The organism is Arthrobacter sp. ES3-54, from assembly GCF_029504395.1.
In the GTDB taxonomy this organism is placed as follows: domain Bacteria; phylum Actinomycetota; class Actinomycetes; order Actinomycetales; family Micrococcaceae; genus Arthrobacter.
In genome coordinates, this window is sequence record NZ_JAQFIF010000001.1 from 63,305 (window position 1) to 75,604 (window position 12,300).

Here is a 12,300-nt window from a genome sequence, read left to right on the forward strand (position 1 = left end):
TACTAAACGCCGGTGATCTTGATGGCAGCGCCGGGCTCGGTCACGTACGGGACGCAGACGCGACGGGCGCGCAGGCGCCACTTGTCGTTCAGGTCCTCGCGGATAACCTTCGTCTCAACAGCGCCAGCCTGGGTGTAGCCGCCACCAAGGGCCTCGTCAGCGATGCCACCAAGGGCGGTCGTGTCGATCAGCCATGCGCCAGAGCCGCCCGGGATGTTCGGGGTAGGCAGAACGGTCAGGCCCGCAATCGTCGGGAAGTTGCCCGAGTAGATCGCGTTCGCGGAATCTTCGCGGCCGCGAGCGTTCATGACAGCAGCATCAGAGGCAAGGTAAGCCCAAGTGATGTCATCGACAACCAGGACGTTCGGGTCGTAACCCTTATTCAGGGCGGTGACCTTGGCCTTGGCGAGCATGATGTCGCGCAGGATCGCGGCAGTGCCGGAGACCGACCATGCGCCCGAGGTGACAGCCTGAGTCTGGGTGACCGTCGCGGCGATCAGGGAAAGGCTGATCGAGTCAACCTTCTTGATGATCGAGTTGGACAGCTTGCCCAAGCCCTTCTCAACGGCGCCAAAGTTCTGACGCTTGATAGCCTCGTCAGTAACCTCGGTGTCCTGGCCCCACTTGGTGACCTTGGCGACCTGCGGGGTGCCATTGGCAATCGTGGTCAGGTCGTACTCGCCGCCGGGGGACACTGCGCCGACCGGACGAACCGTGTACAGGTCCTCGTCAACGTCGTACGTGATAGCGCCGCCGGAAACGTCCGTGCGGCCACTCAGCAGCACGTCCGCAATGAAGCGGTTAGCGGTGATGTCCTGCACGCGCCGCGCCACAACGGACGGGGAGTTCAGGAAGCGGGAAATGGTTTCGTTGTCGCCCGAAAAAGTAGGGGCAACCGGGGGGTATGAATAAGCCAAAGTAGTTGTCTCCTAGTTATCGTGCGAGCTTGACGCGGACTTTTGCGCCATCAGCAGCCGTGGTCAGAGCCACGCCAACCTGAGTTGCAGCAGCCGGGGTGGCGGACGATGCGACGGTGCCGGCAGCGCCGGACACAACAGCCGCACCAGCGGTGATAGCGCCAGAAGCGACAAACTCCTGCACGCCGCCCGCGTAAACGGTCACGAGGTCGCCGGAAGCAACGTCAAACGCCGCCACACCAACCCAAGCCTGAGTAGCAGCGCCAGCGGGGGCGACAGTGCCGGAACCGGAAACAGCTAGGAGCTGCCCGCCGGAGATAGAAGCGGACGCGGTCGAAACCAGCGCCTGACCCGGAGTGTTTACCGGAAGATATTCAGCCATTGTTTAGGCCTTCCTTGATCCATAGATGGATTCGTAGAGTTTTTCGTCATCCGAAAGCGCGTTAACCCTCGGGCCCTGTGAGGCGTCGGGGGCCGGCGTCCGTGTCTTGTTCAGATCAGCGAGGATTTCCAAGGCATCCGCCCGGAGTGATTCCTCATCATCGCCGTGAAGGCGAGCCACCCACTTGGCCGGCAACCCAGCATCAAGCGCGACTTTCTGACGGAGGCTGTCGCGGCGAAGGTTGGCCAGTTCCTGAGCGGCTTCGGCAGCATCACGCTGCGCCTTCTCAATCTCCGACAGTTTCGCGTCGTCAACTTCCTTCAAACGAAGCCGGTTCTTCTCGGCTTCCTTGTTGGCTTTCGCCAGCGCGGCCCGCAGGCGGTCGAGCTCGCCCGCGTCGGGCTGCACTTCCGCCTCAGTTGCCGCGGTTTCGTCAGCCACTACATCGGCAGCCGCGGGGGCTTCCTCAGCAATAGCCTCGGTGGTTAGTTCGTCAGCCATCACGGCCTCCTGATCTGATCGTTGTTACTTCCTCATCCATCCCGGAATAGGAAACTTGCGCCGCTGCGGAATGATCACGCAGGGAAAAGTGGCAGTGATGAGGGATGCCAGCCCGCGGCCTAATAGCCGAGTATGTGCTTGCGGTATTCGCGTTCAACACGCGCCGCAACTTCCGGAGTGACCTTCGCGTTCTTCGCGTTCGTGAACGGGTTACGCCCAGATCTGACGGCATCCCAGTTAGCTTGAGCGTCGAACACGCGACGTTCAGCCGCCGTCATTGTCACCCGCGCGTTCGGGTCGCGCACGCCGGTCTCACGCGCCCTCAGGACAGCCTCACGGGCGCCAACACGAGTGCCGCCGCGCCCCAACTGCCCGAAGCCCTCAGCCTGCCCACGAAGGACCCCCGAGGGATTCTGACCGCCCGGCAAGATGTAGCCGAAACGCTCAAGTTCAGCGAGAGTGGCCTCGCGGCTAAGCCCCTTGCCATATATGGCCTCAGGGGTGAGTCGCGGGCCGTTCCGCCCGAAGTTGCCGCGCTTAGACGTACCCTCGGAAGTGGTCAGGCCGCCCGGCTTCAAGCCGCGCCTACTGTTGACCACCTGGAAGATGTCGCCGCCATCGCGGATCGCCTGAGCGCCCGCCTTCGTGTAGTTCCGGTCCTGATCCTCGGGGGACAGCGACTTGAAATACTCGTAAGGATCGTGGACTAGGCCCTCAGTCTCAGCAGCTTTCGTCTGCGTCGTCTGAACATGCACGCAATCGCACTTCGGGTGCCGCTGAAAACCAGCGTTCCAGCGATAAACACGCCCCGCCAAGATCGAACAGCGCGAGCATGACGGCGGATTGAGCATGCGAACATAGGAAACCCGGTTGCGCGTCGCCGTATCAACACCAGCAGCGCCGCGCCCAGCATCCGCAACCTGAGTCCGGGTAAGCGTAGTCAGGAACTTGCCGCCCTGCCCCAACGCCTGCCTAGGATCCATGCCGCCAGCAATCAGCGTCTTTACGTGCGGAACAGCGCCGTAGAGCAAGCCCTCGAGGGTCCGCCCATCAGACGCGAGCCCACCAAACGCGGACGGATTCACAAAGTGCTGCGGGGGCTCATACAAGCCCTGATCAGCGAGGGTCTGCGCGCCATACGACGCGCCGGCAGCCGCAGCCTTCACCTGAACCCCAGACAACACAGGAACCAGCAAAGGAACCTGCGTCGCCCACGAACCACTAAGGTCCGACAGGCTAACCTCGGACCACAACTGCGAACCAGCTAGGACGACAAGTGCCTGTAGGCGCTGCATCTGCTTATAGTGGGCAACCGCCGCGTCCGGGATCATCGCTAACCCCCGTTAATAGACCTAGCCAAATTCGCAATATCAGGGTTGGACTTCGCGCGTGCATCCATCTCAACCATGTTGTCCCGCTCCTGCTGCGTGTAACCCAGGTCAATCCGGGCCTGCTCAACAGGAATGATGTTCGTCTGGACCTTTTTCACGGTCGCATCAGCCTTCTGCGCTTCGGTCGGCGTGGAAGGATCGCGCCAGACCGTTTCGAGCGTCTTAGCGTCCTCGTCCCACTTGCCGTTTTTAATCCGCAGCACAAGGCGTTGCACATCCTCCCAAGACCCGCCAAAGTACGTGTGCTTACGCTCCACACGCTTCACGAGCTGAGTCTCAGAAGACCGGATAGCATCAGCCGACGCCGGGTTGTCTCCAACAAAGCTGAGGTAGTGAGGGGGCAAGGCCAGCATCTGAGACGCCAACTGCGCCAGCAACTTGATCGAGTTATGGAAGACGCTCAAGTCAGCCTCGTTGAATTGACCGAACTTCGCCTGATCATTCTCAGAGCCCCACAAAGTGCCAGTATCACGCGACCAAACACTGATCGGGTTATTGTCCTTGTCCACAAAATCGTCAGCCTTCAAGCCGACAGCCCAGCGCCGCGGCATCGCATGAAACTCGCCGCTGACCATCATGTCCGTAGCCATCTTGTTAGCCGCATCAGCCACCGGAATGACATCCTGGAACTCAGACAAGCCATCAGGCTTCAAAATGCGCGGACGGTTCACCAGCGGCACAACAGGAACGCGGCCTAGGCCATGCTCATCCGCCGGCCCCGTAGACAGCCACTCCTTACCGAACGCGAAAGACTCCGTCGAATCAGGCAGATACAACGTCGCCCGCTGGACAATATCCTTGCCCTCGCCCTCCTGCCACCGCTTAATCGCGGCAGAAACACGGCGCGTCCGAGGATCCCGCTCAGCAAACACCTGAAACGGGCTCTCGACAGTCACAATCGGGTCGGAACTGTCCTCATCGCCGCTACCAACAATCACATACGAGCGACCAAGGACAAGTGCATCCAAATGCGCCTGCTGCGACTGCTCATCAAGCCCATTAGCCTGCCAAATGCGCCACAACTCATCATCAGACGACGAAGAACCCCGATACCGGAACCCCTCAATGTCAAGCCGATTCTCATACGCCTCAGCACCAAACCGCAACCAATTCAGAACCAACTGGCTAACCCGGTCGCCAATCTCCGACTGCATCGCCTGCGCCATGTACTTCAACGGCTGCTCGCCCTCAAAATACTTATCAACACGGTCCAAGCCAGGGATTAGCCCGGCGAGCTTCGTATCCAACCGTGCAAGGGCATCAGAAACAGCCATCAGGCCCTCCATCGTCTAAGAAACAACAACCCGGCGCCGCTTCGGCGTGGGATCCCAGCCGCTTTCCCTAGCGTCGCTGGCAGCCGTGTGTGCGAGGATCCGCGCCATCACGGCATCAATCTTTTGGTGGTCGGCAGGCTTGATGAGCACGTACTGTTGAGCCGCCTTAGCGGCCTTACGTGCGTTCGCCATATGAATGGCAGTGATCGGGCAACCGTCATGCGTGATTCGCCGCGTGGACAGGTCAATCTCGAACCGCTTTATCTCGGCGTACATCGCCTTGATGCGGTTCGTCGGCCACTCGAAAACGTGGTTATCGCCGTATAGCAATGACCAGTCGCCAATCTCGGAGAACCAGTCATTTGGGTCCGCGTAGAACCGCTCAACGCGATAGCGCGTGAACAGCTCGTCAACCGCGGCGTGAACCTCCGAGCGCGGGATCTGACCATTCCACTCGGCAGGATTCCAAATCGTCGGACGATCATCCGGGCCGTAGCGCGGCGTAAACGTGAACCCGTCGTAAGTCTCAGCCTGAATCGCAGTCCAGTCATTGCTTTCGCTGCCGTCGAAGCCCAGCGAAATCGCGGTACCGTCAGGCGGGTTCGGCATCCACTTCTGAACCCGCATACGCCGCCTCCCACATGCCATCACGCAACCAAGCGCCCGAACCAGACACCAGCCGATTACCAAAGAACCGCTCAGCCTGCGCGCGGTCAGTCTCCATAAGCTCCGAAGCCTCAGCCTCAATCGACGCAAGATCAACCCAAGGCGAGCCCTCATAAACGAACTTGTGAATCTGCGCCCGGTCACGCTTATTGCCATACGACAAATGCGCCGGCGGCTGACGGAAGAACTTGAAAATATCCTGCGACTGAGACTCAAACGTCCGCTGCGCCGTACTATTCTCCGAAGGGTCCCAAGCATTAGACGTCTCAATGGTCCGGCCGCCCATACCAGCAGCACCGCGGCGCTGCGTCTCGGCAACCTTCACCATCTTGTTCGTCTTCGTATACAGGCCAGACTCATCCTGGAACGCAAACGAAATCGGGTTACCAAGCTTCGACTGAGCATTGGAAGTCACAGCATCAATGCGGTCCATGTCCTCATTGCCAGCCTCGCCAACAATGCGGATAAAGTCCTCGCGGATCAGCAGCAAGTCAGCCAGCGGACCCAGGCGAATCATCGCCTTCAGCGGGCGCAGGATGTTATCAACCTGATCCTCAGACGTAGCCGTCAACTGAATCAGCGGCGACGGGTGACGAATGCCCTTAGCCTCGCCCGGCAGGTAGTCATACGACCAACCGCAGCCGCAGCCATTAGCCGAGCACTCATAAACGTCCCCATCAACAGCCCAGCCATTGAAGATCGTCGGCCCAACAGCCTCGCCAGTAGACACGGCAGCCGCCCAAGGGCCCTTGCCAGTCTTCTGAGGCGCCACAACCTGCGAACGCCGGTAAACGAACGCCTGGTTTAGAAGCGGCTTCTCAGCGTTCCATACAGCATCAGGACGGATGCGGTAATGGTTCGCCGTGCACCAAAACTGCCAATCAGACTGACGAAACGCCGCTCCACGAGTAAACCCGTCCGGAACCCGGCAATGCTGCTCATACCAGGCATCCAGCAAGTCGCCAAGCGTCGGAAAATCAACAAGAAACCCGTTAGCTTCCACCAGGAACGGCCCTCAGACGGCGCTTAGGCACATCCTGAGACGTAGCGGCAGGCTTGTCATCCCTCTTAGCCTGAACCTCATCAGCAGCAAGCGCCCATCCATTCTCTTTCATCCCGGCAGGAGTCAACCCGATCTGATCAGCAAGGCGGATCACCTGGCCCATGACAGTAGCCGGGCACTCGGGATCCTCCGTGCGAACAGACCAGCGAACATACTGCGCAACCGCGCGCCACCGCCACGGCTCAGCAAACCAAGCCGCAGCCTGCGGAGTGCGCCACAGCGAATCCCAAACCTCAGCCTCACGCTCAGCCAAAGCCGGCAATGGGAAGTCCGGCACGTCGCCATCGAACCCCTCGCGGGGGAGGGCCTGAAAACTTAGGCCCCGAGAATCAGAACGCGCAGACCTCGGATCAACCGAAGGCCCAGACCTATTACGAGCGCCACCACGAGCCATTCTGACCTCCTAAGCCGCTATCCGATTACCCTTCGACACATTGCACGTCAAATGGGCAAGTTGAACATTTTCATACGTATGCGTACCGCCCCTAGAGAGCGGCAAAATGTGATCCAAGCTAGGGCTCATAGGATCAGGCCATGCCGAAGTCGGATCAACCGGAGTCACGCACAAGCCACAGATCCAAATATCGCGCTCGTAAATATCAACCGGGCGCAGATCCTCAACCTGAGTGCCACGCTTCTGCGCGCGACGCTTATGGTAATGCGCCCGCCGGTTGTCATCCCATGCAGGATTAGCCTCACGACCAGTCGCCCTTGCCCAGCGGCGCCAGCAGACGATACACATCCCTCGAGCCTCCGCTGTCCGGTGGCAGGACTCTCCCGAGCATGTCCCATCATGATTGCCGCGGCGGAACTTCGTGGCGCAGCGGCTGGAACAAAACATGGTGGTCGACTTACGAGCCTCAGTGGAATCTCCGCAATGCTTGCAAGTAATTACAGGCTTAGGTCTAGCCGCGGTCTCAGCGCGTCGGCGGTTCCCAATCTCATCCCTGCGCCGAAAATATGACGCTTTGGATGAGCAGTTGCCCGAGCAATACCTTGGGTGCGGGCCGCTATCACCCTTCCGTTCGGTTGGACCGCCGCAATGACCGCATACCGCATGCTCTATAGGGTCTGCGACGGAGCCAGTGCTGTACCACCGTTGGTAGTGCTTAATGCACCAGCCGCGGGCACTCTTTGGCCTATCGCATCCGTCGACAGAACATGAGACAATTGACATATCGAACCTCTAGCTAGGTTGATCGTGGCCCCGGCTGTTAGCGCAGCGCGGGGCTTTTGCTTGCCTGCCTATTGACAGGTCTTGCGAACTCTGAACCATGTGCGGACATCGAAGGGATCACCGGCGGTGGTCTGCATGGGCGCTTTTTGGGTCACCCCCCACCCCGTCAGGCCGTCGGCGGCACCCCTTTGAGGGTCGCTTCAGAGTCGCCTTAGGCGTTCCTGTGTGACCTCTTGCCGGCGTCGCTGAGGTTGCAGTATGGATGCTCTGGCCCTGTCCATGTGGCGCGGTCTGCGGTGTGACCTAGGTGCCACACGCTGCCTGCCTTGATGGGCTGGCTACACTTAGCGCAGAGCACGTCACCGGTCGCAACCATCGGCGCCCATCGCTTGCGCAACGCACGATGCTCGGGACCGTAGCCTCTTGACTCTCGGCTGCCACGTTCACGCTCAGCCTCGGCGGCATGAGCTGGGCAGCGTGTACCTGCTGTGACCTGAGGGCATCCAGGCTTCGCGCATATCTTCTTCGCGCGTGCCATGCCCGCCCCTTACGTGATGATGATGGTGCCGCAGTTAATGACCACAGCTTCTGGCGTGCTCGCTACCTTGGCCCATACGGCATGGAGCCCGGGCGTTAGCCCTTGCACCATGACGCCTGTCTTGCCTGCCACCGTGGTTGGTGCGATGTAGGTTACTGGCCTGTCACTGTGCGGTGTGATTGCGAACGTAACTCCGGTCGTAACCACGGCCCCATCCACTGTGACTGTGACGGGTTGGAACTCTATGGATTCGCGTTCGTATCTCATAGTGTCCCTGCCCATCTGCGCGGTTCTAGTGTGGCTGTCACGGTGATGTCGATGGCTGGTGCGACGTACATTGTGCCTGCCGCTGTCAGTGTTCCTGACCCTGCGAGCCCTGCGATTGCCGGTGTTTGCGGTACGACTTCTTGTACCCCGGATGCCATGTAACCTGCCGGGCTATAGGACGCTGCTAGGGTCTTGTGTGGCGCGGTGTCTACAATGTGGGCGAGTACGGGCTTGCCGTAGGACTTGACCGCAGCCCATGACGCCGCAGATGCTGCATAGTCTTCACCGAGCAGGTCCCAGCGTGACTGTGTGGCCGCGATGGTGGGTGTGTCTGCGTCGAAGTAGTAGCCCCACGTCTTGTACCCGCGGTTGCGGGCTTCAGCGTTGACGGTGATGTTGTTGGCTGGCTGCTTCGCCACGATCCTGGCTGGTCCGCCGTTAGCGTCGAGGAGGTTGAAGAACGCGGTGATGCCGCTTGATCCCTTGTTTTCCACGAACCATGCACGGTCTGGGAATGCGGGGAGCAGGTTGTCGAGGCGGGCGATGGGGTAGCCGCCGACTTTGGTGGTGAGTGTGGAGAGTGTCGCCCACGGTGTGACGTTGATGTCGTAGCTGGTGCCGTTGAAGATCCGGCCTGTGGTTTGGTCGTGGGAGGCGACGAACACGCCATCCGAGGACATCCACACGGAGCATTCGAGGGCGAGCGTTGCGGCGTTGGCCCATGCTGCTGCCTGCGTGTACGCATAGAGCGTTTCTTCGGGCCAGTCCGCTGACCCGCCACGGTGTGCGACGTAGAGTGTGGGCTGTTGGAGCCAGGTGTCGAGCGGCCCGGGCTTAAGTGCGGTGAGGGAACCTGAGCCGGTGAGTGTGGCAGTACCGTTTGCGCTGGGGGTTGCGCTGGTGGTGAGCGACCCGGATCCTGTCAGGTTTGCCGTGCTGTTGTAGGACAGGCCGGCGGTGACGCTGAGGGAGCCGGCGCCGGTGAGTGCTACGGACCCGGACGTGTTCGCCTTGCCCGTTACGGTCAGGGTGCCGGAGCCGGTGAAGTTGGCGACTGGTTGCGGGGCGAGGGTGAACATGACGCCCGCGCTGGTAGCCGCTGCCGGGTTGAAGGTGAATAGCCGTGTACCCGTGGCGCCTGCGGTGTTGAGTTGCTGGTAGGCAACATCAATGCCGGACGTGGAGCCGGTCGTGGGGGACGCGACCTGTTCGCCGTCCGTCATACCCGCACCTGGGGTCACAACCGATACGGTCGTGTTCGAGTTGTTCCAGTACGCCACACCAACGAGCAGTGCGTTAGCGGCGACGGCGGTAACGGACGGGATGGTGGTGTTCCCGACGCCCTGAACCGCCATCGTTCCCACGGCATCAACCGGGTTCGACTGGGACGCCCCGGTAACACGGAACACATCGAGCGCGATCCTGCCGGACCCTGAGAACGTCCACGAATAGTTCGTCGCAGCCTCGGCCGCAGCGGACGGGATGGCCTTGTAGTACACGCCGCCGGACTTGGCGGTGAACGTGGTCCCAGGGATCAGGGTCCAGCCAGCAGGGGCAGAGGTGACTGTCCCTGTGGCGAACTGTGAGAACGCAACCGCTACGAGCAGGTCACCGTCAGCAACGTTCGCGGGCTTCGCGACACTGAGGGTGGAAGCGGCGGCGGCGGATGCCGTAGTGGAGTTGCCCGGACCGAACAGTGCTGTAACGGCCACGGACTACCCCCTTATGACTGTGTGTATGTGAAGGTGATCGTGTACGTGCCCTGGGAGGCGAATGCCTGCGAGGTCACGGCCTGCCCGTCGATGTATGTTCCGGCGGTTGCTGCACTGTGAAGGCCTGCGCCTACGATGGTCACGCCTGCCGGCACGTCAAAGGTTGCGGTCGCTGTGATGGCGCCGTTGGAAGCAGCACCCCAGGTGACGGCTTTGCGGGCGTAGGCGGGCGTGCCGCCTGTCACCTCAGTGCCGGCGGTCGCGCCGGGTGCGGTCGTGTAGAGCGCGGCGTATGGGGCGTCGGTACCGTACTTCGTGGCGAGGCTGTTCCTCTCGCCCACTGTCTGAACAGCCATGCGTTCTCCTTAGTAAGTTAGGTGCCGGCGTCATCGCGACGAGCGGCGTGCGCTTGACCCTGCGCGGGAGATGACGCCTCCTACGAGTCGTTCCTATTCTTTGTTCCAACCATCCAGGCGGTAGCGGCGCCTATTCGGTCAGTCATTAGTGACTGATGTTGTTTAATCAGTCTTCTTCGGTTTCGTCTATGTAGACAATCTCGAAGTCGTTGGAGTCCTGAAGCGCGTCCTTATACCCTTCGGCGTATTTACCTAGGGCTACGGTGGCGGTGACTTCGCGGATATGTTCGGCGCGGGCCTCGATCATTTCAACGAGCGCGTTGTATAGGCGCATGCTCACTCCTTGAGGCAGCCTAGGCAAAACAGGATCCAACAGAGTAGAAGCAGGCATGTCATGCCGTGAGAATCGTGAGTGACGAAAGGTCGAACCCGTTGTCGGTAACGTCGAAGACCATGAGCCCAGGATCGGAGTCGCGGCCTTGTACTTGCCGGAACCAGTCGGAGCCGTTGTCGAGCGTGGGCGCGCCGAGGCAGTAGCGTTGACGCCCACTGACCGGGTTACGACCAGCAACCGAGGCGCTGAACGAGTGGTAGTGGCCGTGCACGAGGACATCAGCGGATGCGACAGCCTGAGCACCGAAGGCTTGCTTCTGCCACCAGGTAACGCCTTGTCCGGGCCCGAACTGGTTGCCGTGTACCATGCCGATCTTCGTGCCGCAGAAGTCCACGGACACGCTCTCGTCGTATTCGGCAGGCTTGACCCATGAGACGTTCATGCCGGCGGCGTCGGTGACCTTCTGGACCTGCTTGTGCATGAACAGTCCGAGGTCGTCGCTGGGGCGTCCGAGGTTCTGCTTGCCACACCGCCAGGCTGCGTGGTTGCTCGGAATCCCCGCAACGGTAACCGGCGCGTAAGCGTGCGCCAGGTTGATGTACTCGAACAACTCAGTGCCGTACGTGTCGAGCTGGCCCGAGAGGGAAAGATCGTTGGTAAACATGGGATTGCCGCCGGACTCAAACCCTTCGATGCCGTCACCAGCATCAGCGATGAGGATCTGCGAGGGGTTGCGTTCGCCGAGGAGCGCGGCCAGCTTCTTACGGATGACCGTTGAGCGTTCGATCAGTTCAGCAGTGCCGCCGCGTGAGCCGGTCTTGCCGATCTGCGGATCCGCCCACACGATGACCGTTGCGCGCTCCTGATAGGGCGGCGTTGGCGTCGGCGTGGCGTACTTAGCAGCGGCGTAGAGCGCCGGGAGGTCCACTTGTTCAGATTTGTCATCAGAACCAGCAATAGGCCGGACGTTATTTAGCTTATTCCAGAAGCCGCCGCCAGGGTTCGAGGTCCAGCCCCAAGTGAACGTGACCTTGTCCGGGTCCTGACCCTTCGACGCGATGAAGGCCCGGTAGTCGTCATGACCCCACGGCGTTTCGCTGAACCGTGAGTATGAGCTGGAACCGTCCGGGTTATGCGTCTCGGACTCGCCAGCAGGAATAGCCTTAGCTTTGTCGCAAACACATTTCCCGGCCCGGTGATCATTAATAACCGACTTTGAGATACCCGTGAACTTCGCGGCCTGCCTCGAGGTCATTGCCTCAGTGTTCGGCGTCCATGCGGATCCGTATTTGCACAGCATTGGGACTCCTTGCTCAGGGGATGAAGTGTTGCCGTCAGGTTTGTACTTCCTGCGTGACGGCTAGGCAGGTGGGGCAACCGGGCTTGCATGTTTGCGTGACATTTCCCGGAAGTGAATCCCCGACGACGCGGGCAGCTCGGAGGGATGAGCAGTCCCTGGCTTCAGTGCGCGGAATACCCTTACGGTCGCATCGCGTCTGACCTGTTGACCAGCGTCGTCGGGAAACTTAGATGGTTGCCTTGATGGTCCCGATGAGGATGGCCCGGGCGTGCATGGCACCTGATCGGCAGCCGGCGGTGGACATTTCGTCCAGCTTGTCGTCAATGGCGGCAACAAGGCCGCGCAAGGCGTTCGCGTCGTTCAGCTCAGCGACGGCGACAGGGTGACGGGGGCGTTGTGATGGGTTGTACATGCCGTCCCTC

The 12,300-nt window shown here is 60.7% G+C and carries 12 protein-coding genes; all 12 read right to left on the bottom strand.

Translation table 11 applies throughout. The features are described 5' to 3' along the window. Window positions 1-2: 2 nt before the first annotated feature. The 12 genes from M2428_RS00320 to M2428_RS00375 all read right to left on the bottom strand — a co-directional run bounded on the left by M2428_RS00320 (window position 3) and on the right by M2428_RS00375 (window position 12,290). A complete protein-coding gene (locus M2428_RS00320; protein WP_277522444.1) occupies window positions 3-917 on the bottom strand; it encodes a hypothetical protein in 915 nt (304 codons plus the stop codon). Between the two features lie 16 nt (window positions 918-933). Further along, on the bottom strand, window positions 934-1,299 hold the full coding sequence (locus M2428_RS00325; RefSeq protein ID WP_277522445.1) for a capsid cement protein: 366 nt from the start codon (window positions 1,297-1,299) through the stop codon (window positions 934-936). Between the two features lie 3 nt (window positions 1,300-1,302). Then, window positions 1,303-1,800: a hypothetical protein gene (locus tag M2428_RS00330; protein WP_277522446.1), complete on the bottom strand. Its 498-nt coding sequence runs from the start codon at window positions 1,798-1,800 to the stop codon at window positions 1,303-1,305. 119 nt (window positions 1,801-1,919) lie between these two features. Further along, window positions 1,920-3,131 carry a hypothetical protein gene (locus M2428_RS00335; RefSeq protein WP_277522447.1) on the bottom strand — a complete coding sequence of 404 codons (1,212 nt, stop codon included), beginning with the start codon at window positions 3,129-3,131 and terminating at the stop codon, window positions 1,920-1,922. A 2-nt stretch (window positions 3,132-3,133) separates the two neighbouring features. Next, on the bottom strand, window positions 3,134-4,465 hold the full coding sequence (locus M2428_RS00340; protein WP_277522448.1) for a phage portal protein: 1,332 nt from the start codon (window positions 4,463-4,465) through the stop codon (window positions 3,134-3,136). A gap of 15 nt (window positions 4,466-4,480) precedes the next feature. Then, a complete protein-coding gene (locus M2428_RS00345) occupies window positions 4,481-5,092 on the bottom strand; it encodes a terminase TerL endonuclease subunit (protein WP_277522449.1) in 612 nt (203 codons plus the stop codon). Beyond that, the gene (locus M2428_RS00350) at window positions 5,058-6,134 is read right to left on the bottom strand and encodes a terminase (protein ID WP_277522450.1); all 1,077 of its coding nucleotides are present in this window, start codon (window positions 6,132-6,134) and stop codon (window positions 5,058-5,060) included. Before M2428_RS00350 ends, M2428_RS00345 begins: the two co-directional genes overlap by 35 nt. A 2,038-nt stretch (window positions 6,135-8,172) precedes the next feature. After that, window positions 8,173-9,888: a glycerophosphodiester phosphodiesterase family protein gene (locus tag M2428_RS00355; RefSeq protein ID WP_277522451.1), complete on the bottom strand. Its 1,716-nt coding sequence runs from the start codon at window positions 9,886-9,888 to the stop codon at window positions 8,173-8,175. An 11-nt stretch (window positions 9,889-9,899) separates the two neighbouring features. Beyond that, entirely contained in the window at window positions 9,900-10,244 is a 345-nt protein-coding gene (locus M2428_RS00360; protein WP_277522452.1) for a hypothetical protein, read from the bottom strand. Between the two features lie 166 nt (window positions 10,245-10,410). Further along, the gene (locus tag M2428_RS00365) at window positions 10,411-10,578 is read right to left on the bottom strand and encodes a hypothetical protein (protein WP_277522453.1); all 168 of its coding nucleotides are present in this window, start codon (window positions 10,576-10,578) and stop codon (window positions 10,411-10,413) included. 58 nt (window positions 10,579-10,636) lie between these two features. Continuing rightward, on the bottom strand, window positions 10,637-11,878 hold the full coding sequence (locus M2428_RS00370) for a hypothetical protein (RefSeq protein ID WP_277522454.1): 1,242 nt from the start codon (window positions 11,876-11,878) through the stop codon (window positions 10,637-10,639). Between the two features lie 226 nt (window positions 11,879-12,104). Then, window positions 12,105-12,290, bottom strand: coding sequence for a hypothetical protein (locus M2428_RS00375; protein ID WP_277522455.1), 186 nt, complete (start codon window positions 12,288-12,290; stop codon window positions 12,105-12,107). Window positions 12,291-12,300: the final 10 nt, after the last annotated feature.

What these genes read in the sequence shown, in the direction of transcription:
- M2428_RS00325 (WP_277522445.1), bottom strand. Translation starts at nt 1,299, where the DNA reads ATGGCTGAATATCTTCCGGTAAACACTCCGGGTCAGGCGCTGGTTTCG.
- M2428_RS00330 (WP_277522446.1), bottom strand. Translation starts at nt 1,800, where the DNA reads ATGGCTGACGAACTAACCACCGAGGCTATTGCTGAGGAAGCCCCCGCG.
- M2428_RS00335 (WP_277522447.1), bottom strand. Translation starts at nt 3,131, where the DNA reads ATGATCCCGGACGCGGCGGTTGCCCACTATAAGCAGATGCAGCGCCTA.
- M2428_RS00340 (WP_277522448.1), bottom strand. Translation starts at nt 4,465, where the DNA reads ATGGCTGTTTCTGATGCCCTTGCACGGTTGGATACGAAGCTCGCCGGG.
- M2428_RS00345 (WP_277522449.1), bottom strand. Translation starts at nt 5,092, where the DNA reads ATGCGGGTTCAGAAGTGGATGCCGAACCCGCCTGACGGTACCGCGATT.
- M2428_RS00360 (WP_277522452.1), bottom strand. Translation starts at nt 10,244, where the DNA reads ATGGCTGTTCAGACAGTGGGCGAGAGGAACAGCCTCGCCACGAAGTAC.
- M2428_RS00365 (WP_277522453.1), bottom strand. Translation starts at nt 10,578, where the DNA reads ATGCGCCTATACAACGCGCTCGTTGAAATGATCGAGGCCCGCGCCGAA.
- M2428_RS00370 (WP_277522454.1), bottom strand. Translation starts at nt 11,878, where the DNA reads ATGCTGTGCAAATACGGATCCGCATGGACGCCGAACACTGAGGCAATG.
- M2428_RS00375 (WP_277522455.1), bottom strand. Translation starts at nt 12,290, where the DNA reads ATGTACAACCCATCACAACGCCCCCGTCACCCTGTCGCCGTCGCTGAG.